Source organism: Reyranella humidisoli (assembly GCF_019039055.1).
Lineage (GTDB): Bacteria > Pseudomonadota > Alphaproteobacteria > Reyranellales > Reyranellaceae > Reyranella > Reyranella humidisoli.
This window is the reverse complement of sequence record NZ_JAHOPB010000001.1, coordinates 3,572,149-3,594,038: the sequence shown is the minus strand read 5'-3', so window position 1 is coordinate 3,594,038 and position 21,890 is coordinate 3,572,149. Positions and strand designations below refer to the sequence as shown.

The window sequence follows — 21,890 nt, the reverse complement described above, 5'->3', positions numbered from 1 at the left end:
ACAAGGCGCCCCATCGCTTATCCCGCCCCCGCACGAGCGCCCAGATGACGTCGACCCCGCCGTTCTATTCCTTCGTCATCCCGACCCGGGACCGGCACGACGTGCTGGGTCCCGCCATCCAGACGATCCTCGCGCAGACCCGCGACAATTTCGAGCTGGTGGTGATGGACAACTACAGCACGCCCGAGACGCGCCAGGTCGTCGACGCCTTCGCCAGCCCGCGCATCCGCTACGTCCGTGCGCCCGAGCGTCTGTCGATGCTCGACAACTGGGAATTCGCGCTGGATCACGTCAAGGGCGATTACGTCCACTACCTGGGCGACGACGACGGCATGTTCCCTGACTCAGTCGAGATCGCGACCCATCTCCACGCACAGTATCCCAACCTCTCCCTGACCTGGCAGTCGGTCCACTATTTCTGGCCCGATTTCATCGTTCCCAGCTATCGTGGACTTGGCCAGATGCGCGTGGGACGCGTCGTAGAGGTTCGCGACAGCCGCTGGGCGTTGCATCAGGCCTATGCTGGCCGCCTTCATCAGGCAGAGCTACCTACCATCGTCTTCTCGTTCGTTCCCCGCAGCACCATCGAGCAGGCCCGCAAGAAGTACGGCCGCTATTTCTGGTTCCGCGCACCCGACGTGAGTTCCGCGATCGTGAACGCGATCAACAGCGAGGCCTATCTCTACTCGTACCGGTCGCTCGGCATCAACGGCGCCTCGAGGCACAGCAACGGCGCATCCCACATGTACGCGCACATCAACGACGAGGCGTACAAGAAGTGGCTCGCCGACGCGAATCTAGACGTGATCGACAAGCCTTTCGATGACCGGCTCGTGGGAGGTTTCATCACCGAGGTTGGCATCGTTGAGGAGCTGTTCTGGCTGCAGAACAAGTTCAAGTCCGAGATCGGCGACATCCCGGTCGAGATGCGCGACTTCCTGAAGTGGATCGTGCAGGCGGCGCCGCGCTACTTCGCGCGCTTCGACGAGGTGGTTGCCGCGGTCGAGACCATGGCCAAGCGCAACGGCGTCGACATGCGCGACATCCCGATCCCGGCCAAGGTCCCGCTGTCCGAGAAGCAGGACTTCACTTACGGTACCGACGACCGGACCGGTACCGTCAGCTATAGCTACTATACGAACACCAATGTCGTGCGGACCGTCGCCGACTTCGCTGAGGAAGCCAGCCGGCACTGCGTGCCTGTCAGCCAGCTCGTGATGCACGATCGCAGGCCGGAGGCGACGACGAGCCGCACGCCCACTCTTGGCACCCGCCTGCGGTCGTTCCTCGGCCGCTAACGGCTTCAGGTGCCGAGCTTCAACTCGGCCGCCCGTTCCTTTGGCACCAGGACGATGTTGGACGACAGCGGCAGCCCTTCGACCGCGCGCTCCGGCCGGCCGCCGACGGGAGAGAAGGACAGGACCTGATAGTTCAGGTCGGTCTTCAGCGTGTTCAGCAGCGTATCCGCGCTCTGCCCCTGCGCGTGCAGGGCGCGATCGTTCAGTTCCATCAACAGGACAGGCCGGTGGGTCGACAGCACCGTCCGCGCGCCCGCCACGACGCCGGCCTCGGCGCCTTCCACGTCGATCTTCACCATATCGACCTTCGACAGGCTGTGACGGGTGACCAGCGCGTCGAGCGTCTCCAGCGGCACGCGCTCGGAACTCGCACGCACCACGTCGTCATGGGCGAAGTCGCCCAGCGTGTTGTGGCCGGCATGGACGCCGTGGGCCAGGTGGAGATCGACAAAGCCCGCCTCGGCGCCCAGCGCCGCGGCAACGACCTGCACATTGTCGAGGCCGTTGCGACCGAGATTGCGTTGCAGGTGCGCGCGCTCCCGCGAACTGGGCTCGACGGCGATCACCCTGCCGGTCGGGCCGACGCGGCGCGCCGCGAAGAGCGTGTAGTAGCCGTCGTTCGCACCGACATCGACGAACACCATGCCGGGCTTCAGCATGCGATCGACGAAGGCGAATTCGTTGGGCTCGAACGAGCCGCAGACGTAGAGGCAGAGGCTGTTGTCGTTGCCCAGCGTCACGTCGACGGTGTTGCCGCCGTGCCAGCGCACGGTCAGGGGAACCGCCAGTTCCTTCTCCCGGGCAGCCTCCCACAAGGCCCCCCTGCGACAGGCGAGCCAGCGGCGCTGGTCGTAATACTCCTCGGCGAACCGCCAGCCAGGGCGCGGCTCGAGCCGCGACAGGCGCGGCGCCAGGATTCCGGCATAGGCAGCACCGATCGAAGGCGCCCGCACGATCAGCCAGCGGCCCATATTGTCGAGATGATAGCCCACGCCGGAGCAAACCCGTTCCCAGGCGCTCGCGACGCTGATTGAACGGCGGGCCGTCCTCATGCCTGAACTATTTGCCCCCAACTCTGCCGAGGTTCGGCTAACGTACCCACCGCCAAGCGTCAAGCGTGCCTGTGTGTTGCCACTTTCTGTCCTTAGTGGCGTGCGTTGCAGCAACCCTGCTACGGAATATAATAAATGTCCCTCTCAAGCTCCGTTGGTGAAATGTCCGCGCCCCTCCTCCGCGCCTCCCTCCTCCTCGCCATGATGGTGCTGCCCGCCGCAGCGTCGGCCCAGCAGAGGCCCGCTGCCCAGGGCGCTTCCGTCCAGGCGGCACCTGGCCAGGGGCTTCGCGTCGTCGCGCGCGTCAACGACGACGCCATCACCGACTTCGACCTGTCGCAGCGTGTGCTGTTCGCCATTCGCACGTCGGGCCTGGCGGACAGCCCCGATCTTCGTCAGCGCATGGCCGGGCAGATGTTGCGCCAGATGATCGACGAGCGTCTGCAGGTCCAGGACGCCAAGAAACTGGGCGTGCGCCCCACGGAGTCCGAGATCAACAGCCGCTACACCGAGATCGAGCGGGCGGCGGGGCTGGGACAGGGACAGTTCAAGCTCTACCTCCAGAGCGTCGGTGTAGCGCCCGATATCGCAAAGCAGCAGATCGAGGCCCAGATCGCCTGGGGCAAGATCATCCGCCGCAAGGTGCGTTCGCAGGTCGACGTGTCCGATGCGGAGATCGACGACGCGATGAGCCGCATGCGCACGAACGTCGGCAAGACCGAGACGCGCGTCGCCGAGATATTCGTGCCGGTTGACCGCGCCGACGGCGTCGACGAAGGCAAGCGCAGCGCCGATCGCATCATGGAGCAGCTCCGCCGCGGCGCGCCCTTTGCCGCGGTCGCGCAACAGTTCTCCCAAGGCGCTTCTGCCGCATCCGGCGGCGATCTGGGCTGGGTCCTGCCCGGCGCCCTCGATCCTTCCCTCGATGCCACGATCGAACGCGTGCAGCCGCGCAGCTATTCGGAGCCGGTGCGGTCGGGCTCCGGCTGGCACATTCTCTACGTCGTCGATCGCAGGCCTTTCGCTGCCGCCCGTCCCGACGACGTCAAGCTCAACCTCGTCCAGATGACGCTGGCCCTGCCGCCCAACGCATCGCCGGAGGAAACCAACCGCGCAACGGCCGACGCGCAAAAGGCCATGGGCGGCGTCCGCCAGTGCAACGATCTCCACGTCCAGTCGCGCCAGATCAAGGGCAGCACCTCGGGCGACCTCAACGGCGTGCGCGTCGGCGACCTCTCGGCCAACGCGCAGATGTACGAACAGCTGCCGCGCCTGCCGATCGGCGGCACGGCGGGCCCTTTCCGCGTCGCCGAGGGCCTCCAGGTCGTTGCCCTCTGCAGTAAGGCCGGCGGCGATGGCCTGCCGACGCGCGATGCCATCCAGCAGCAGCTTCTCATTCAGAAGCTCGACTCCGCCGGACGCCGCTACATGCGCGACCTCCGCCGGCAGGCGACGATCGACATCAAGTCGTGATGTCGCGGCAATGAGCACGACCGCGCCGCTCGCCGTCACGATGGGCGAGCCGGCCGGTGTCGGGGGCGAACTCAGCCTCAAGGCCTGGCAGGCGCGACATTCGGGCGCCCGCCCTTTCTTCGTCCTCGACGATCCGGATCGCCTCGCGGCGCTCGCGAAGCAACTGGGCTTCGATGTGCCGGTGCAGACCATCGCCCGGCCCGAGCAAGCCGCTGCGGTTTTCCCAACCGCGCTCCCGGTCCTGCCCGTCCACCTCGCCGCGCCGGTAACGCCCGGCCGGCCGGACGTTGCGAATGCACCCACCACGATCGAAGCGATCGAACGCGCGGTACAGTTTGCCAAAGCCGGCGCGATCGCCGGGATCGTCACCAATCCGATCCAGAAGAAGACGCTGCAGGACGCAGGCTTTCGCCATCCTGGCCACACGGAATTCCTTGCCGAACTCGCAGGCGGCGTCGAGGTCGCGATGATGCTGGCCTGTCCCCAGCTTCGCGTCATCCCGGTAACCATCCACCTGTCGCTGGCCGATGCCGTGAAGTCACTCGACGGCGAGCAGATCGTGCGGGCGGGCCGGATCGCGGCCCGGGGCTTGCGGGATCTGTTCGGCATAGCGCATCCGCGGCTTGCGGTGGCGGCGCTCAACCCGCACGCCGGCGAACAGGGCGCGATGGGCGACGAGGAGCGCCGCATCATCGTTCCGGCCATCGAAGCGCTGCAGCGGGAAGGTATCGCCGCGCATGGTCCTGCACCGGCCGACACGATGTTCCATGCGGCGGCCCGGCCAGCCTACGACGTCGCGCTCTGCATGTATCACGACCAGGCGCTGATCCCGATCAAGACCATCGACTTTGCCGGCGGCGTCAACGTGACGCTCGGCCTGCCCTTCGTGCGAACCTCGCCCGACCATGGCACGGCACTCGACATTGCGGGGACCGGCCGTGCCGACCCGGCCAGCCTGCTGGCGGCCATCGACATGGCGGACGACATGGCGCGCCGGCGCGGCCACTGAGATGGACGGCGTCGAGGCCCTGCCCCCCCTCCGGGAGACCATCGCCACCCACGGGTTCGATGCCAGGAAGCGCTTCGGCCAGCATTTCCTGCTCGACCTCAACCTGACGCGCCGCATCGCGCGCGCGGCAACGCCGCTGAACGACGGGACCGTGATCGAAGTCGGCCCGGGGCCGGGTGGCCTCACGCGCGCGCTGCTGCTCGAAGGGGCAAACCGGGTCGTCGCCATCGAAGTGGACGCGCGGGCATTTGGCCCGCTCCTCGAACTGCAGGCCGTGGCCGACGGACGCCTCGAACTCGTGGAGGCCGATGCCCTCCGGATCCAGCCGCGGGATCTCGGCCCTGCGCCCCGCCGGATCGTGGCCAACCTGCCCTACAACGTGTCGACAGCCTTGCTGGTGCAATGGCTCCACGCGGCGAGCGACATCGCCGACATGGTGCTGATGTTCCAGAAGGAGGTGGTCGATCGCCTCGTGGCATCCCCCCGAACCAAGGATTACGGGCGTCTGTCCGTTCTGGCACAGCATGTCTGCGAGGTCCGCCGGCTGTTCGACGTCGCCCCCACCGCCTTCGTCCCGCCGCCCAAGGTCACGTCCGCGGTGGCGCGCCTCACGCCGCGGCCGCCGGCGGATCGCCTGGCAGATCTGAGGCCGCTGGAGCGGGTGACGGCCGCAGCCTTCGGCCAGCGCCGCAAGATGCTGCGAGGGTCCCTGGCGAGCGTTTTTGCCGACCCCGTGACTACTCTGGAGGCGCTCGGCCTCAAGCCCACGGCGCGCGCCGAGGAGCTGACCGTCGACGACTTCGTGAAACTGGCGGGTGCTCTTGACAGTGAGTGAGCGCTCACTATTATTGAATCCATGATCCGCTCGTTAGCCTTCAATCTCTATTTCTATCTCGGCACACTGCTGGTTGCCGTGATCGGCATCCTGCTGGTCCCCATTCCCACGCCGGTCCTGCTGCGCGGCCTGCTGTTCCACTGGGCTCGCGCCGTCGTCTGGGGCATGCGCTGGATCGGCGGCATGAAGATCGAATACAGGGGCCTGGAGAACCTTCCCGAGCACGGACCGGTTCTGCTGGCCAACAAGCACCATAGCGAAAGCGACGGCATTCTCCTGGCGGCCCGCATTCGCGGCATCGCCTTCGTCGCGATGCAGGAACTCTTCCGCTACCCGCTGATCGGCACGATCCTCTATCGCCTGCAGATGATCCGCGTCGATACCTGCGGCGGCGGGCGCGAGCGCGAGAACCTCGCGCAGTTCGCCCGGCGCGCCTGCGACAGCGGCCGGCACATCGCGATCTACCCCGAAGGCAACCTGATGGTGCCGGGCGAACGCGAACGCTATCGCTCGGGCATCTACTATCTCTATCGCGACCTCGACCTGCCGGTGACGCCGGTCGCAACCTCGGTCGGCCTGCTGTGGAATCGCCGGGACTGGCGCAAGAAGGCGGGCCGGGCCGCGATCGAGTTCCTGCCCGCGATCCAGACAGGCCTCGACAAGCAGACCTTCATGCGCACGCTGGAAGAGACGATTGAAACCGCCAGCGACCGCCTCATCGCGGAATTCTCCGGCCGGCCCTATGCGCCCAGCCAGCTCGTGCTGCGCTCGCAGGGACAGACCGGCATCGGAATGCCGATCACCGCCCCTCGCGCAACGCCTTGACGAAGGCCGAGAGGCCGACCTGCCGCTCGCGCTTCAGCCGCTCGGCCGTCAGGATGGACTTGAGCTCCATCAGGCTGGTGGCGATGTCGCGGTTGATGATCTGGTAGTCGTACTCGGCCCAGTGGCTCATCTCGTCGGCGGCCTTGGCCATCCGCTTCTGCACGACTTCCATCGAATCCTGGGCACGGGTGATCAGGCGGCGCTCGAGGTCGCGCGTCGACGGCGGCAGGATGAAAACCGTCACCAGGTCGCTGCCGGCCTTTTCCTTGAGCTGCTGGGTGCCCTGCCAGTCGATGTCGAACAACACGTCGCGGCCGGCGATGAGCGCCGCTTCCACCGGCGCAGACGGCGTGCCGTAGAAATGGTCGAACACGCGCGCGTGCTCCAGGAACTCGCCGCGCTCGATCATGCCGCTGAAGGTGGCTGTATCGACGAAATGGTAGTCTACGCCATCCGTCTCGCCGGAGCGGCGCGCGCGCGTGGTCGCCGAGACGCTGAGCTGGATCTGCTTGTCGTTGTCGAGAAGCTGCCGCGACAGGGTGGTCTTGCCCGCCCCCGACGGCGAGGACAGGACGAGCATCAGGCCGCGCCGCGTGATCGCGGCGGCATCCTCATTCAACATTCTGGACCTGCTCCCGCATGCGCTCGACGGCGCCCTTGAGATCGATGCCGATGCGCGTCAGCTCGATGTCCGCCGACTTCGAGCACAACGTATTGGCCTCGCGATTGAACTCCTGGCAGAGGAAATCGAACTTCCGCCCCACCGGATTGTCGGCCCGGGCATCGGCCAGCAGGGTCCGCGCCTGGGCGATGTGCGCGGTGAGTCGGTCGAGTTCCTCGCGCACGTCGGCCTTGCCGACCAGCAACGCGACTTCCTGGGCAAAGCGCTCCTCCGACAGCGCCGGCACGCGGCCGAGCAATTCGGCGAGCTGCGCCTCGAAGCGCGCACGCACCGTGCCGATCTGAGCGACCGCGCGTTCCGTTGCCCGGACACAAAGGGCTTCGATCTCCTCGACATGGCCATCGATGACCGTCGCGAGCGCCTTGCCCTCGGCCGCGCGGGACACGACAAGCCCCTTCAGCGCCTCGTCGAGGGTCGCCTGCAGCGCCTTGTCGAGGATAACCAGCGTCTCCTCGGAGTCCTGGCCCCCATCCTCTTCCTCGATGACCCCGCGCACACGCAGCAGTCCGTCGGCCGATGGAGGCGCGGCGCCCGTGGTCTTTCGCACCTCGTCGACCAAGGTCGCCAATTCGGCCAGCAAGGACCGGTTGATGCTGAGCGGCTTGGCCTGGCGTTCGCTCGAGATGGTCAGGGTGAGCGAGACGTTGCCGCGCTTCACCCGCCCGCCGACCGCGGCGCGTGCGGGATTTTCGAGGCGGTCGAAGCCCGGCGGTACGCGGCAGCGGATCTCGAGGTTTCGCCCGTTGACGCTGCGCGCTTCCCAAACCCAGCGCCGCCGGTCATCCGATCCCTGCGCCCGGGCGTATCCCGTCATGCTTGCAATCAAATTGCCCCCTGCCCCATTCTTGGGCACCATCACTCCTTAAGTGGATCGGCATTTCGATTCAATCGACTATTGAGGCGCGTGTCGATCATGGCTGAGAGGCGTTGGGCACGGCAGACAGGCCTCAAGGCTGCGGCGTTGTTCGTCGGTCTGGCCGTGGCATTCATTGGTCTGGAGCTGCTGTCGACGGCCTGGCTGACGATTCGCGACGGCCGCTACATGCCGGCCAAGGACCTCTTCGCCAACACTCGCAATTCCTACATCCAGGACCTCACCATCGGCGGAAACTGCCGGTACGTCGACACGATGTATCCGCACCCGTACCTGGCGTTCGTCCATCATCACGACGATCCCTGCGGCGTTCCGGGCGCGAACAATATCGGCCTGCTCGGCGACAACTATCCCGTCGCCCGCAATCCCGACCGTTACGTGATCCTGGTGTCCGGCGGATCGGTCGCCTCCCAGCTCAGTCAGATCTACGATCCGGCGCGCCGCAGCTTCCTCGAGGAGGAGCTCAACCGCAATTTCGTCAGCCCCACCGGCAAGCCTTTCCAGGTCCTGAACGGTGCGCTGGGCGCCTGGAAGCAGCCGCAGCAGATGATCGTGTTCTCGATCTATGGCGACTTCATCGACGCCGTCGTCACGCTCGACGGCTACAACGAGCAATACCTGATGACGCCCGGCCTCGGCGTGCGCTTCGAGATGCCCGCCGCCAACTATCTCGGCGTGAACCCGATCATCGCCAAGGACGGGTTCGGCAACCTGGCGATCAGCTGGTTCATGGGCCGGATCGCCGGCTGGCTGAGCCAGGGCGTCACGGCGCATTCGCATGCGGCCTACCTGCTGGCCGTGGCCCTTGCCGGCAAACCGCCGGACGACAACTCCGGCTTCGGCGCCAAGACCTATGCCACCATGATGGGATTGCCGAAGGAGATCGCCTCCTCGCCGTCGGCCTACATGGATTGGCAGATCGCGCAGTACGCCAAGTACATTCGCATGATGGATCTCTCGGCCCGCGAGTTCGGCATCAAGTCGATGTTCTTCCTGCAGCCGGTACCGGCCGTCGACAAGCCGCTCACCGCGGAGGAAAGCCGTAACACGCCCGACAAGTCCTACGGCGCGCGCTATGTCGAGATTGTCCGGCGACTGCTTGCGCTCAAGGAGCGCAACATCGAGATCCGAAGCATCCTCGACGTCTTCAAGGACGAAAGAGGCACGATCTACATCGACGACATCCATCCCAAGCGCGAGAACATGGATAGCCGCGGCTATTCCCTGATCGCGGCTCGCATGGCGCAGGAAATGGCCGCCAACTGGGGCTGGCAAGCCAGGCCACAATAGGGGCGCCGCATATGAAGACCTTCTCAAGCATCGTGATCACCGGCGCGTCGAGTGGCATCGGCGAGGCCCTGGCCCTCGACTATGCAGCCCCCGGAGTGGCCCTGGCGCTTACCGGGCGTGACGTCGAGCGGCTTGATACCGTCACGTCCGCCTGTCGCGCGAAAGGCGCCACCGTCGTCTCGGCCACGATCGACGTCACCGACCGCGACCGCTTCCTGCCATGGCTGGAGAGCTTCGACGACGCACACCCTGTCGATCTCGTGATCGCCAATGCCGGCATCTCGATCGACAAGGACAATTCCTCGCTCGACGATTTCTCGATCATCCGCAAGACGCTCGACGTGAACATCAACGGCGTGCTGAACACCGTCGAGCGGCTGCTGCCGCGGATGATGGAACGCAAGCGCGGCCAGATCGGCATCGTCTCCTCGCTCGCTGGCTTCATTGGCCTGCCCTATTCGGCCTCCTACAACGCCAGCAAGGCAGCGGTGCGCGTCTGGGGCGAGAGCATCCGCTACGTGGTAAAGAAGGACGGCATCGGCGTCAGCGTCATCTGCCCCGGCTTCGTCGTCAGCCGCATCACCACCGACGCCCCCTTCCCGATGCCGTTCATGATGACCGCGGCCAGGGCGTCGTCGATCATCCGCCGCGGCCTCGCCCTGAACCGGCCGCGCATCGCCTTCCCGATCGGCACGAAGGCCGCCGTCTGGCTGGGTACGACCCTGCCCGGCCGCTGGTCCGCGCGATTGCTCGGCGCCGGCTAGCGCTTCTCGAGCTTGCGCAGTTCTTCGTAGACGCGGTTCGCCGCGATCTCGACGCCCTTGTCGGTCCAGTGCGCGTCGCTGCGCCGATAGGCACCGCGCACGCCGGCGAAATCCTTGCGCAGGTCGACGTAGCGGATCTGCGTCCTGGCCAGGGCTTCGAGCAGCCGATCCTGCCGGTAGTCGGCGATCACGTTGAAGGCGTAGAAGCGCGGCCACGGCTTCCAGTAGGCGACATAATCGGGATCGACGGTGCCCGGCGGCACGATGAACAGGATCAGCGGCACGCCGCGCTCGCGGGCAGCGCGGTCCATCGCCGTCAGCCACGACAGCGTCGCCTGGATGTCGCCGTCCTTCACAAGACGCGCCGCCTGCTCCTTCGTCGTGGCCTCAAAGTAGGGAGACTGCTCGACCTCGGACTTGGTCATGAGGTTCAGCAGCCAGCCCTGCAGCGATTCGTCGTCGACCTTGCCGGAGGCGTAGGCCTGCCAGAACGCGTCGCCGTCGCGGCCAAAGATGGCGGCGATCTGTTGCTCAGTCAGGTCGGGGTAGTAGTAGCGCTTGACGTGACGCACGAGCGCCGGCGTGCGCTCGGCCGGCGGCAGGCGGGCGATCTTCGCCAGCGTGTCGAATTCCTGCGGCACCGGCTTGTTGGTCGTCAGCATCTCCGACAGGCGCAGACGATTGACCAGCACCCAGTTGGCGTTCGGCATGACGTTGCCGAGGATCGAACCGCCGGGCGCCTCGCTGACGAGGCTGGGCAGGATGCCCTGACCGTAGCCCTGCCCGTCATAGAGGAAGTCGTTTCCCGAGAAGAAGAACACCGCGAGCGCATCGGGCGACAGCGCAAAAGCCACGTCGCGCATCCGATAGTAGTAGCTGCGCGGGCCCGTGGCGGAGATTCCGAGATTGATCATCTCGGCCTTCGGCTGGCCGGCCTCGATGAAGCGCCGCTCGACCTCGCCAGGCACGGTGAGGCGCGTGAGCTGGAACTCCAGATAGCTGTCGCCGATGAAGACCGTGCGGAATCCGCCGTCCGCCGCTTTGGCGATGCCGCGCTCCTTGTCGCGCATGCCCCATGAATTGTAGGGCTCGAAGATCCACGGCTTGTCCGCGAGGCCGGTGAAGTCACTCGACTGCACGTTGACCGGCGGCGTCGAGCGCAGCGCCCGTGCGGGCCACGGCGGCGCCTCGAGAGAGGCCAGCAGTTCGAGGCCCGCCAGCGTGACCCCGGTCAGGATCAGCCCGAATACGATCGCGTAGATTCGCTTGCGGCCGTTCTCAGTCATCGCCCGGCGTCATATAGGGCGAGTTCGCGACGGTCCACCGGGCCGGCCGCTCCTGACGGAAGATCTGCCGCAGGTGCACCTCGTCCGGCCCGTCGGCAATCCGCAGCATGCGCGCGACGGCATAGGCGCGATGGATCGGCGCATCGTCGCTGCCGCCCATGGCGCCGAACAGTTGCATCGCCCGATCGGCGATGCGCTGGGCCATTTCCGGCACCGCGACCTTGACCATGGAAACGTCGCGCCAGGCGGCCTGGTGTCCGTCGCTGTCCAGACGCTCGGCCGTGCGCAGCACCAGCAGCCGTGCCTGCTCGATCTCGATGCGGGAGCGGGCGATGGCCTGTTGCGTAGAATCGTAGTCGATCACCGCCCGACCGAAGGTGCGCCGTTCGGCGGCCCGCGCCATCATCAGTTCGACCAGGACCTCGCAGCTCCCGATGGCACGCATGCAGTGATGCAGCCGCGCCGGCCCCAGCCGCACCTGTGCCGCCGCAAAGCCCTCGCCTTCTTCGCCCAACAGGTTCCCGGCCGGCACACGCACATCCTTGAAGTCGAGTTCGGCGATGGGCGCGATACTGTCCTCCCAGCCGAGGAAACGCAGTTCTCGCACGACCCGCAGGCCGGGCGACGGCATCGGCACGATCACGCAGGAATGCCGGCCGGTGCGCGCCGCCTCGGGCCGCGACACGCCCATCACAATCACGAAGGCGCAAGCGGGATGCGCGCCGCCGGTGATGTACCACTTGCGGCCGTTGACCACCCAGTCGTCGCCGTCGCGTCGCAGGCTCGTGGCGATGTTGGTCGCATCGGACGAAGCGACGTCGGGTTCGGTCATACCGAAAGCCGACCGGATGCGGCCGTCCAGCAGCGGATCGAGCCAGCGCTTCTTCTGCTCGGCGCTCGCGGCATGCTGCAACATGATCATGTTGGGAACGTCGGGCGCCTGGGCGTTGAACACTTCCGGCGCCCACGGCAGGCGGCCCGTGATCTCGGCGATCGGCGCATAGGCGCGACTGCTCATGCGGTCCGGCAGGCCGAGGTTCCACAGCCCCGCGGCGCGCGCCCTGGCCTGCAGCCCTGCCATGAACGGCGGCGTGCCCTTGTGTGACGAGACATGCGCCGCCCATTCGCGATGGCGTGGGAGGATTTCGGTGTCGAAGAAGGCTTCGACGGCAGCCAGCAGGTCCGTGGTCATTTCATCTGGTTGGTGAGAAGCGCGGCCACGCCGCCCTGGTCCTTGCCGTACTTCAACAGCGCGGAGCGGCCGCCGGCAGCATAGGCGGCGACGGCGCCCAGCAGGCGCCTGAGTTGATCCGGGCTCGAACGGTCGAACCTGCAGTAGGCGCCACGCGTCAACTTTGCGATCTGGGGAAAGAGACGCGAGGCCGTGCGATCGTCGCCTTCCTGGAACACGAACACGGGCAGGCCGAGCAAGCCGAGCTGGCCCGCCTCGTGGCCGACCGCGTCGACATCCTCCTCGCAGCAATCGCCCACGAAGACCACGGCGTCGAGCCGGCTCTCGCGGCGCTGGTCTCCGGCGTAGCGCAGCAGCCGCGCGATCTGCGTGCGGCCGGCGGCGCAGCGCACCCCACCCATCAGGCGCGCCAGCTCGCGGCCGTCCGACGTCCACTTGCTCACTTTGAATTCCTCGAAGCCGCGATAGAAGGCGAGCCGCACGTCGAGGCCGCCCAGCGCATCGGCGGCCACGAACATCTCGCCCTGGATGGCGCAGGCATGATCCCAGGTCGGCTCGCGGCTCGCCGTCGCGTCCATGGCGAACAGCAGCCGGCCGCGGCCGCCCGGCGTGCGATTGGCCGGCAAGTTGCCGAGCTCGCGCACGAATGCATCGACGGCGTTCGCACCTGCGGTAGACGGAACACTGGGTTTGTCGGCCACGTCCTTTGACCCTCTGCGATGCCTTCAATATGGTGCAGCCGCGCTTGCGCGCCAACATTGAAGCATGACCGGAAACGCCCCCTCCTTCGCCACGCTGCTGCTGCGCGTCTTCCTGCCATTCGCGCTCGCCTATTTCCTCTCCTACATCTTCCGTGGCGTGAATGCGGTGATCTTCCCGTATCTCGAACGGGATGTCGGCATCACGGCGGGCGACCTCGGCCTTCTTACCTCGGCCTTCTTCCTGTTCTTCGCCGGCTGCCAGCCGATCCTCGGCGTCATGCTCGACCGTTACGGGCCGCGTCGCGTGCAGGCCGTGCTGCTGGCGATGGCCGCGATCGGCTCGGCGCTGTTTGGCCTCAGCCTCTCGCTGGGCGAGCTGATCGTGGCGCGCGTGCTGATCGGCCTCGGATTCGCGGGCGGCCTGATGGCCGCGATCAAGGCGATCACGCTCTGGTATCCGCCGGAACGCTGGGGACTGATCACAGGCTTCCACATGATGGCGGGCGGCCTGGGTTCGATGGCGGCGACGCTGCCGATCCAGTGGTCGCTCTCGGTCATCAGCTGGCAGGGCCTGTTCTTCTGGCTGGCCGGCCTCTGCCTCGTCGTCTCGGCGATCCTGTTCACCGTCGTGCCCGAGCGCGGCGTTCCCGCACAGCAGGGCACCTTGCGCGACCAGTTCCGCATCACCGGCATCGTGCTGACCAACGGCTTCTTCTGGCGCATCCAGCCGCTGCTCACCTTCCAGCAGATGGCCTTCATCGCCGCGATCACGCTGTGGATCGGGCCCTGGCTGCGCGATGTCGGCGGTATCGCCAGTCACGAGGCCCGCGCCGATATCCAGCTCTACACGACGGCAGTCATGACCGCGGGCTTCGCGCTGAGCGGTGTGCTGGCCGGCGCCTTCCGCCGCATCGGCATCAGCGACTTCGCCTCGGCCAACCTAGTCAGCGTTCTGTTCACCCTGGTCTGTGCCTGGCTCGCCTTCCTGCCGTCGTTCCATCCGGTCGCGGCCTGGCTGCTGTTCGGCTTCCTCGGCGCCTATCCGATCCAGTACATGCCGCTGCTCGCGCGCTCGTTCCCCCCGCAATATGCCGGCCGGGTCAGCACCAGTTCGAACCTCGTGGTTTTCACGGTGATCTTCGCCGGACAGTGGGCGATCGGCAAAGTCGTCGACCTGTGGCCGCGTACTGCGACCGGCTACTCGCCCGACGGCTACAGCTGGTCGTTCGGCCTGCTGTTCATCCTGCAGGTTGCGGGTCTGGCGTGGCTTCTTCTGTCGCGGGCGCGTCCGCTTCTGCAGGAGAGCCCCCCGGCAGGTTGAGCGACGCCACGAGGTCACGCACTTCCTGGCGCGCCGCGACGTGGCTCAACGTCAGGGACGGCCCCTTTCCGCCACGCTTCAGGTCGAGCAGCGTGAGACCGGTCAGGAAAAGCTCCTTGTAGATCACTCGCTCGCTGAGGCCCGCGGCCACGCGGAAGCCGATGCGCCTGGCCAGCGCGTCGATCACCGTGCCCATGTCGCGCTTGTTGCGCGCGGCCAGCGACGACAGGCGATTACGCATCACGATCCAGTCGACAGGCCGGCCGCCCTCGACGGCGCGAATCTGGCGCTGCTTCCATACCGCCTCGGCATAGATCGAGGGCCGTACGATCTTCAGCGTGTCCGGATCGACGCGCGCCAGCAGGTCGAGGTCGATGAAACTGTCGTTCAGCGGCGTCAGCAGCGTGTCGGCCCAGGTATGGGCGAGCCGGCTGAGATGGGTGTCGCTGCCCGGCGTGTCGACGATCACGAAGTCGGCCGCGCCCACCGCCGGCTCCAGCGCCGCCGCGAGCCGCGCGCGCTCGTCGGCTTCGGCCTCGCGGCGGTCGTTCAGGGTCGAGATCAGCACCGGCGTATGCAGCGGCATGGGCAGGTCCATGCCCTTCTTCGCGACATAGGCGGCGCGGTTCTCGACGTAGCGGCTCAGTGTGCCCTGCCGCGCGTCGAGATCGAGCGTCGCCACGCGCGCGCCGTCGTTCATCAGCGACACGGCGATATGCAGCGCCGTCGTCGACTTGCCCGAGCCACCCTTCTCGTTGCCGATCACGAGGACGTGCCCGCGGCCCTCGACCCGAGGCGCCTGCGTCTGGGCGATGCTCGGGTTGGGCGCCGGTTGGAATCCCTCGCTCACGATGCCTTGCGGATCCAGACGGCGGTGTCGTGGAACACCGCGCCGCCGTTAGGCCAGCCGGGATCGGCGGAGGTCAGCGCATTGATGCCGATACCGGTCTCGAAGTTGCGGTTGGGCCAGATGCCCTCGACCACCACGACGCCCTTCTGCTGGCCGGCGCGGGGCTTGGCATTGACGATCGTCTTGCCGCGCTCGTTGCCAATCTCCAGGCGCTCGCCCTCGACGATTCCCATGGCGGCGCAATCGTCGGGATTCATCAGAGCAGTCGGCCGCACCTCGCGCTTCTGCGAACTCGGCGTCTCGGTGAAGGTTGAGTTGAGGAACGTGCGCGCCGGCGCCGCGACCAGCCGGAACGGCTTGTCGTCGGTGGCATTGTCGATCACATCGAAATGGTCGGGCAGCGCCGGCATTTCCTTGCCGCGACCGCCATAGGCTGCCCAGTCGGGCTTGAAGCGGAATTTCTTGTCGGGCCAGGCGAAGCCGTCGAGGAAATGCGACGTCTCGAAGCCCAGGTGGAAGTCCTGACCGCCCTTCTGCCAGTTGGTCTCGGCATCCCACATGTTCGAGACCTTGAGAGTCTCGTCCATGATCTCCCACGGCGTCATGTCGAAGCCGCGATGCTTGGCGCCCAGGCGCTTGGCCAGCTCGGAGATCACATAGTGGTTCTCGCGGCATTCGCCCGGCGCGTCGATCACCGCCTTGGTCACCTGGAAGAAGGTGTGGCCGCTCGCGGTGTAGAAATCGTCGTGCTCGAGGAACATCGTGGCCGGCAGCACGATGTCGGCGAAGGCCGCCGTCTCGGTCATGAACTGCTCGTGCACGCAGACGAACAGGTCGTCGCGCTTGAAGCCCTTGTGCACCAGCTCGAGCTCCGGACAGACCATCGCCGGATTGGTGTTCTGGATCAGCATGCCGGTGACCGGCGGTCCGTTCTTCAGCGCCGCGGCATCGTTGGTGAGGATCGGCCCGAGGCGCGACTGGTCGAGATCGCGGATCGACGTATCGACCATGTCGAGACCTTCGATCAGCGTCTTGTTGATCGGATACATGCCGGTATGGCCGTAGAGCGCGCCGCCGCCCTTGTACTTCCACGCCCCCGTCACGGCCGGCAGGCAGGTCACGGCATGCATGTTGGCCGCGCCGTTGCGGCTGCGGCTGAAGCCGTGATGGCAGCGGATGAATGACGCCTTGCTCTGCCCGTATAGGCGCGCAAAGGACACGATCTCGTCGACCGAAAGGCCGGTGATCTTCGACGCCCATTCCGGCGTGCGCGTCGCGACATGCGCCGCCAGTTCATCCGGCGCGTCGGTGTACTTCCGCAGATAATCCCAATCGGCATAGCCCTCCTTGAAGAGGACGTGCATCACGCCCACCGCCAGCGCGCCGTCCGTGCCGGGACGCACCGCGAGGTGGATGTCGGCCTGGTCGGCGGTGCCCGTACGATAGGGATCGACGACGACGAGCTTGGCGCCCCTCTTCTTGGCCTTCATCGCGTGGGTCATGACGTTGACCTGGGTGTTCACGGGATTGCCGCCCCAGATCACCACCAACTCGGCATGTTCGTCGATCTCCCGCACGTCCGCGCCGCGCTTGGCGCCGACGCCGGCGATCCAGCCGGTGTCGGAAAGCGTGACGCAGATGGTCGAAAACCAGCGCGAATACTTCATCGCATGGCGCAGGCGGTTGATGCCGTCGCGCTGCACCAGGCCCATCGTGCCGGCATAATAATAGGGCCAGATGGTCTCGGCACCGTGCTGACGCGCCTTGGCGATGAACTGCTCGGCCACGATGTCGAGCGCGTCGGTCCACGAGATCTCGGCGAACTGCTTCGAACCCTTCGGCCCGATCCGGCGCATCGGCTTCATCAAACGGTCGGGGTGATGGACGCGCTCGGCGTAGCGCGCGACCTTTTCGCAGATCACGCCCGCCGTGTAGTCGTTGCGCATCGAGCCGCGGACGCGGCCGATCTTCGTGTTGCTCAGTCTTTCGACATCGAGCGCGCAGGTACTCGTGCAGTCGTGCGGGCACACCGACGGAACGGTCGTCGTGCCGGACTCCTGCAGCTTGGCACGGCCGACCGGCGGGTAGGCATGATCGTCGGGTGACATGTGGACGCTCCGCGTGAAGTGCCGCAGCATACAGTCCGGTTATCCGCCATGAAAGCGGCCTCAGGGAGTGGAAAGTCAGCGTGTTTTCTCAGGATCGGGTCTCCGTTGGCGCTGTAAGACGTGCCACCGCCGCCGATGCCGAGGGCATCGCGAGACTTTTCCCCAACCTTCCGCCGTTGGGCACGATGAGCGACACACGTGCGATCTTCCTGATCGACGGCGAAACCACGCCGCTCGGCGCGCTCCTGCTGGAACAAGCCGCCGATCATCTCGCCGCCGGGCCACTGGAAACTACGTCCGGTGGCGACCGCGAGCCCGTGATTCGGGCTTTGCTCGGCTTTGCCGAACTGACCGCCCGCGCCATCGGCCTTCGGCAGGTGCGGCTGGTGGCCTCGAGCGTTCCGCCCGATCTCGCCGCCTCGCTCGGCTACCGCGACGGCATGAAGCGCATCCGCACCGGCAAGCTCGCCGGCATGCTCGACCATCTCGAAGCGATCGGCGTGCCGCTCTGGCGCGATGGTGCGGCGCCGTTCGATCTCACCCTCTACTACCGCGGCGTCTGGGGCGCGGTGGCCCTGCTGGTCGGCTTCGGCAGCATCAGCCTGGCCGTGTTCGGCCCCGGCAACGTGTCGCTGCTTCACGTGCTGGGTCCCGCCCTGCTCTGCTCGGCGGCTTCCCTGTTCGCCATCGTCCAGGTGATCCTGATCGTCGTGGCGGCGCGGCGCAGGGCTGGCGTGCCGATCGCGCTCGCAACCTTCGCTGCCGCGGTCCTGTCCATCGCGGGCATCGGCGGGCTCTTCGTCGAACGCGCGGTGCCGGCGATCGGCGAATTGTGGGCGATCCACACCGGTGACGAGGCCCTCGACACGCTGACGGTTTCGGTGAGCGCCGACGGCACCACGCTCAACCTCGACGGGGCCTACGGCACCCGCAGCGCGGAGGCCGTGCGCCAGGCTCTCGAGAAGAACCCGTCGGTGCGCCGCGTCGTGCTCGCGGGCCCGGGGGGCCGCCTCGGGACCGCCTTCGAGATCAACCGCATGATCCGCAACCGGCGGCTGGCGACGCGCGTCGACACCGGCTGCGCGTCGGCCTGCACGATTGCCTTCCTTGGGGGCGCCGACCGCTCGATCTCGCCGTCAGGCCGGTTGGGCTTCCATCAGGGCAGCTTCCCCGGCATGGGATCGAACGACATGCACGAGAGCAATCGCGACATGCGGCGCTTCCTCGTCGCCAGCGGCGTCACGCCGGAGTTCGCGCAGCGTGTCACCGAGACACCTCCCGACGAGATCTGGACGCCGACGCCCCAGGAACTGGTGGCCGGCCGTGTCGTCCAGCGCGTGAACCGCTGACCATGCCCTTCTCCGACAGTCGCCTGATCGACGGCGTCGCCCTGTGGTGCGAGGCCCTCACCTCGCGCGTATCGAACGGCCGACCGGCGCTGTTCTGCGACCGCGACGGCGTGATCGTCGAAGAAGTCGGCTATCTCGGAAAACCCGAGGATGTCCGGATCATTCCGGCCGCCGCATCCCTGATCCGAGCGGCGAACGATCGCGGGATCCGGGTCGTCGTCGTCACCAACCAGAGCGGTATCGGACGCGGCTATTTTGGCTGGGAGGATTTCCGTGCCGTCCAGGGCAGGATGGTCGAAGAGCTGGCCAGATCGGGCGCCGAGATCGATCTGGTCGTCGCCAGCGCCCACCACGAAGCCGGCGGCGGTGTCTTCGCGTCGGAAGCCCATCGGTGGCGCAAGCCCGGCCCCGGCATGATCCTGCTGGCCCGGGAAAAACTGAACGTCGACCTTCGGGCATCGCTGATCGTCGGCGACAAGCTCAGCGATCTCGAAGCCGGCCATGCGGCAGACATCGGCAACGGCCTCCTTGTGAGGACCGGTCATGGCGAAGACGCCGTAAGGAACCTCGCCAGCGCCTTTTTCGGCCGAATGAAGGTCAGTGTGGCCGCGGACGCGTCCGGCGCGCTCGCATGGCTGGAAACGATCGCCTAGCCCGGTCGCCCCGCCTCCACGCGCTCGCAAATGTAGTGATAGAGGCAGGCATGCGCCTGCTGGACGAGCGGCGTGTGCCTGCTGGGCACGTCGATGAGGATGTCGGCATGCCGGGCGAGATCGCCGCCCCCTTCCCCCGTCAGCGCGATCGTCGTCATGCCCATGGATTTCGCCGCCTTGAAGGCTTCGACCACGTTCTTCGAATTGCCCGATGTGCTGAGGCCCAGAAGCGTCCCGCCCGCAGCGCCATAGGCCTCGACCTGGCGTGCGAAGACGGTCTCGTAGGCATAGTCGTTGGCCCAGGCGGTGAGCACGGCGGAGTCGGCTGAGAGGCAGATGCAGTTCAGTGCCCGCCGCTCCTTCAGGAAACGTCCGACCAGTTCTCCCGCAATGTGCGAGGCGTCGCTGGCCGAGCCGCCGTTTCCGCAGACCAGAAGCGGCTTGCCCGTGTCGAAGGTCCGGCCGATCTCGACGATGGCGCGTTCGACGTTCTGGATCGGCGCATGGTCGATACAGTCTTGCAGCACGCCGATGGACGCCTGAAGGTATCCAGCGATACTCATGGAATGCCCGGCCTTTCGTTGAACCATCCCGTCCGCTCTAGCACACATATGCAGGTCCAATCGGCATGATCCCGCGCGGTCTTTCCTACGACGACGCCATGACGCAATTCCGCTGGCCCCGGCCCGAGCGGTTCAACATCGGCCGCGCCGTCTGCGAACGGCATGCGCCCGACACGCTGGCGATGATCGTCGAGAACGGCGACGGTACGGTGCGCAACTGGACCTTCGGGCAGCTGCTGGCCGCCAGTTCGCGGCTGGCCAATGCGCTGGCCTCGCGTGGCATCGGCAAGGGCGACCGGGTCGCGGTGTTCCTGAGCCAGGGCGCCGAGCTCACGATCTGCCATCTCGCCGGCTACCGGATGGGCGCCGTCGTGCTGCCGCTGTTCACGCTGTTCGGCGAGGAGGCGATCGAGTACCGGCTGTCCAATGCCGGGGCCTCGGCCGTCATCACCGACATGAACCAGCTCCCGAAGCTGCTGGCGGTGCGGGACCGCCTGCCCGATCTGAAGACGGTGATCGTGATCGGCGCCGGCGCGCACGGCAGCGCCTTCCTCGACTGGGACCGCCTGCTCGGTGCAGCGTCCGACAGCTTCTCCACGGTCGACACGGCGGCCGAGGATCCGGCCCTGCTGATCTACACGTCCGGTACCACGGGCCAGCCCAAGGGCGCGCTGCATGCCCATCGCATGATGCTGGGCTGTATCCCCGCCGTGGAGCAGTGGCTCGGCCACTGGCCGCGCGGCAACGAGGTGATGTGGACGCCGGCCGAATGGGCCTGGATCGCCGGCCTCTATGATGCGCTGTTCCCCGCCTGGTACTACGGAACCCCGGTGCTGGCGCATCGCTTCGCCAAATTCGATCCCGAGCGCGCCTTCGCCATGCTGGCCAAGCACCGCGTCGGGGTGAGCTTCATTCCGCCGACCGCGCTCAAGATGATGCGCCAGGTCCACAGGCCGCAGGACCGCTGGAACTACGACATCCGCGCGATCAGCACCGGCGGCGAGGCGATGGGCGAGGAGCTGCTGAGCTGGGGCCGCGACACGTTCGGCACGACCATCTCCGAAGGCTATGGCCAGACCGAGATGAACCTCATGCTGCTGAACTCGCCCGACTGGTTCGAGGTCCGCCCCGGCTCCTGCGGCCGCGCCTGCCCCGGCCGCAAGGTCGCGGTGGTCGATGGCGACGGCAACGTCCTGCCGCCCGGCCAGGAAGGCCAGATCGCCGGCTGGCGGCACGATCCCATCGTCATGCTGGAATACTGGCGCAACCCCGAGGCCACCGCGCGCAAATACGCCGGCGACTGGCTGCTGACCGGCGACCTCGGCACTATCGACGAGGACGGCTACGTCTTCTTCAAGAGCCGCGACGACGACGTCATCACCTCGGGCGGCTACCGGATCGGCCCGGGCGAGATCGAGGAATGCCTGATGAAGCATCCGGCCGTGGCGATGGTCGGGGTGGTGGGCGTGCCGGACAAGGTCCGCACCGAGATCGTCAAAGCTTTCGTCCAGCTCAGGCCCGAGATCGCCGCCACCGACGCGCTGAAAGCCGACCTCGCCAACTTCGTGAAGACCCGTCTCGCCGCGCACGAATATCCGCGCGAGGTCGAGTTCGTGGACGAACTGCCGCTCACCACGACCGGCAAGATCCTGCGCCGCGAACTGCGCCGCCTCAATGCCGAGCGCAAGGCCGCGAAACGGCGCTGAGCGTGGACCTATTGGGACGCCAACGGACTGGACCCATCACGGCGAGAAAAGCATCTGAA

General features: G+C 66.8%; 20 protein-coding genes. 11 read left to right on the top strand and 9 right to left on the bottom strand.

The window, feature by feature from the left end; all coding sequences use genetic code 11:
• The first annotated feature begins 44 nt into the window (after positions 1–44).
• Complete coding sequence (locus tag KQ910_RS17375; protein WP_216962956.1) at positions 45–1,298, top strand: glycosyltransferase family 2 protein; 1,254 nt, start codon at positions 45–47, stop codon at positions 1,296–1,298.
• Positions 1,299–1,303: 5 nt separating this feature from the next.
• Here KQ910_RS17375 and KQ910_RS17370 read toward each other — a convergent pair whose 3' ends face one another.
• On the bottom strand, positions 1,304–2,350 hold the full coding sequence (locus KQ910_RS17370; protein ID WP_216962953.1) for an FkbM family methyltransferase: 1,047 nt from the start codon (positions 2,348–2,350) through the stop codon (positions 1,304–1,306).
• 162 nt (positions 2,351–2,512) lie between these two features.
• On the opposite strand from KQ910_RS17370, the gene KQ910_RS17365 reads away from it, so the two are divergent.
• The 4 genes from KQ910_RS17365 to KQ910_RS17350 are packed head-to-tail and all read left to right on the top strand — an operon-like array spanning position 2,513 to position 6,492.
• Positions 2,513–3,823, top strand: coding sequence for a peptidylprolyl isomerase (locus tag KQ910_RS17365; protein WP_216962950.1), 1,311 nt, complete (start codon positions 2,513–2,515; stop codon positions 3,821–3,823).
• Positions 3,824–3,833: 10 nt separating this feature from the next.
• Positions 3,834–4,832: a 4-hydroxythreonine-4-phosphate dehydrogenase PdxA gene (gene pdxA / locus KQ910_RS17360; RefSeq protein WP_216962947.1), complete on the top strand. Its 999-nt coding sequence runs from the start codon at positions 3,834–3,836 to the stop codon at positions 4,830–4,832.
• A gap of 1 nt (position 4,833) precedes the next feature.
• Positions 4,834–5,667: a 16S rRNA (adenine(1518)-N(6)/adenine(1519)-N(6))-dimethyltransferase RsmA gene (rsmA, locus tag KQ910_RS17355; protein ID WP_216962944.1), complete on the top strand. Its 834-nt coding sequence runs from the start codon at positions 4,834–4,836 to the stop codon at positions 5,665–5,667.
• A 21-nt stretch (positions 5,668–5,688) separates the two neighbouring features.
• Positions 5,689–6,492: a lysophospholipid acyltransferase family protein gene (locus KQ910_RS17350; RefSeq protein WP_216962942.1), complete on the top strand. Its 804-nt coding sequence runs from the start codon at positions 5,689–5,691 to the stop codon at positions 6,490–6,492.
• On the opposite strand, the gene gmk is transcribed toward KQ910_RS17350, so the two are convergent.
• Together gmk and KQ910_RS17340 are read right to left on the bottom strand one after the other, a co-directional pair.
• Positions 6,467–7,114: a guanylate kinase gene (gene gmk, locus KQ910_RS17345; RefSeq protein ID WP_216962939.1), complete on the bottom strand. Its 648-nt coding sequence runs from the start codon at positions 7,112–7,114 to the stop codon at positions 6,467–6,469. The two genes, KQ910_RS17350 and gmk, sit on opposite strands and share 26 nt — an antisense overlap.
• Positions 7,104–7,988: a YicC/YloC family endoribonuclease gene (locus KQ910_RS17340; protein ID WP_229600436.1), complete on the bottom strand. Its 885-nt coding sequence runs from the start codon at positions 7,986–7,988 to the stop codon at positions 7,104–7,106. The genes gmk and KQ910_RS17340 overlap by 11 nt, the downstream gene beginning before the upstream one ends.
• Before the next feature lie 99 nt (positions 7,989–8,087).
• Between KQ910_RS17340 and KQ910_RS17335 the strand changes: the two genes are divergently transcribed.
• Together KQ910_RS17335 and KQ910_RS17330 are read left to right on the top strand one after the other, a co-directional pair.
• The gene (locus KQ910_RS17335) at positions 8,088–9,338 is read left to right on the top strand and encodes a hypothetical protein (protein ID WP_216962933.1); all 1,251 of its coding nucleotides are present in this window, start codon (positions 8,088–8,090) and stop codon (positions 9,336–9,338) included.
• Between the two features lie 11 nt (positions 9,339–9,349).
• Complete coding sequence (locus tag KQ910_RS17330) at positions 9,350–10,102, top strand: SDR family NAD(P)-dependent oxidoreductase (RefSeq protein ID WP_216962930.1); 753 nt, start codon at positions 9,350–9,352, stop codon at positions 10,100–10,102.
• On the opposite strand, the gene KQ910_RS17325 is transcribed toward KQ910_RS17330, so the two are convergent.
• The 3 genes from KQ910_RS17325 to KQ910_RS17315 are packed head-to-tail and all read right to left on the bottom strand — an operon-like array spanning position 10,099 to position 13,281.
• The gene (locus KQ910_RS17325) at positions 10,099–11,388 is read right to left on the bottom strand and encodes an alginate O-acetyltransferase AlgX-related protein (protein WP_216962927.1); all 1,290 of its coding nucleotides are present in this window, start codon (positions 11,386–11,388) and stop codon (positions 10,099–10,101) included. The genes KQ910_RS17330 and KQ910_RS17325 overlap by 4 nt on opposite strands.
• Positions 11,381–12,580 (bottom strand): acyl-CoA dehydrogenase family protein, encoded by a 1,200-nt coding sequence (locus KQ910_RS17320; protein ID WP_216962924.1) that lies wholly within the window; start codon positions 12,578–12,580, stop codon positions 11,381–11,383. The genes KQ910_RS17325 and KQ910_RS17320 overlap by 8 nt, the downstream gene beginning before the upstream one ends.
• Positions 12,577–13,281 carry a VWA domain-containing protein gene (locus KQ910_RS17315; RefSeq protein ID WP_216962920.1) on the bottom strand — a complete coding sequence of 235 codons (705 nt, stop codon included), beginning with the start codon at positions 13,279–13,281 and terminating at the stop codon, positions 12,577–12,579. The genes KQ910_RS17320 and KQ910_RS17315 overlap by 4 nt, the downstream gene beginning before the upstream one ends.
• 64 nt (positions 13,282–13,345) lie before the next feature.
• On the opposite strand from KQ910_RS17315, the gene KQ910_RS17310 reads away from it, so the two are divergent.
• Entirely contained in the window at positions 13,346–14,602 is a 1,257-nt protein-coding gene (locus KQ910_RS17310; RefSeq protein ID WP_216962918.1) for an MFS transporter, read from the top strand.
• On the opposite strand, the gene KQ910_RS17305 is transcribed toward KQ910_RS17310, so the two are convergent.
• A complete protein-coding gene (locus KQ910_RS17305; protein WP_369408361.1) occupies positions 14,520–15,452 on the bottom strand; it encodes a division plane positioning ATPase MipZ in 933 nt (310 codons plus the stop codon). The genes KQ910_RS17310 and KQ910_RS17305 overlap by 83 nt on opposite strands.
• Positions 15,449–17,560: a molybdopterin-containing oxidoreductase family protein gene (locus KQ910_RS17300; protein WP_216962914.1), complete on the bottom strand. Its 2,112-nt coding sequence runs from the start codon at positions 17,558–17,560 to the stop codon at positions 15,449–15,451. Before KQ910_RS17300 ends, KQ910_RS17305 begins: the two co-directional genes overlap by 4 nt.
• 185 nt (positions 17,561–17,745) lie before the next feature.
• Between KQ910_RS17300 and KQ910_RS17295 the strand changes: the two genes are divergently transcribed.
• Positions 17,746–18,909: a COG3904 family protein gene (locus tag KQ910_RS17295; protein WP_216962911.1), complete on the top strand. Its 1,164-nt coding sequence runs from the start codon at positions 17,746–17,748 to the stop codon at positions 18,907–18,909.
• Between the two features lie 2 nt (positions 18,910–18,911).
• Positions 18,912–19,562 carry a D-glycero-alpha-D-manno-heptose-1,7-bisphosphate 7-phosphatase gene (locus KQ910_RS17290; RefSeq protein ID WP_216962908.1) on the top strand — a complete coding sequence of 217 codons (651 nt, stop codon included), beginning with the start codon at positions 18,912–18,914 and terminating at the stop codon, positions 19,560–19,562.
• Here the strand turns inward: KQ910_RS17290 and KQ910_RS17285 are convergent.
• Positions 19,559–20,125 carry a D-sedoheptulose-7-phosphate isomerase gene (locus tag KQ910_RS17285; RefSeq protein WP_216962905.1) on the bottom strand — a complete coding sequence of 189 codons (567 nt, stop codon included), beginning with the start codon at positions 20,123–20,125 and terminating at the stop codon, positions 19,559–19,561. The two genes, KQ910_RS17290 and KQ910_RS17285, sit on opposite strands and share 4 nt — an antisense overlap.
• Before the next feature lie 65 nt (positions 20,126–20,190).
• On the opposite strand from KQ910_RS17285, the gene KQ910_RS17280 reads away from it, so the two are divergent.
• Positions 20,191–21,831: an AMP-binding protein gene (locus KQ910_RS17280; RefSeq protein ID WP_216962902.1), complete on the top strand. Its 1,641-nt coding sequence runs from the start codon at positions 20,191–20,193 to the stop codon at positions 21,829–21,831.
• The last annotated feature ends 59 nt before the right edge of the window (positions 21,832–21,890 follow it).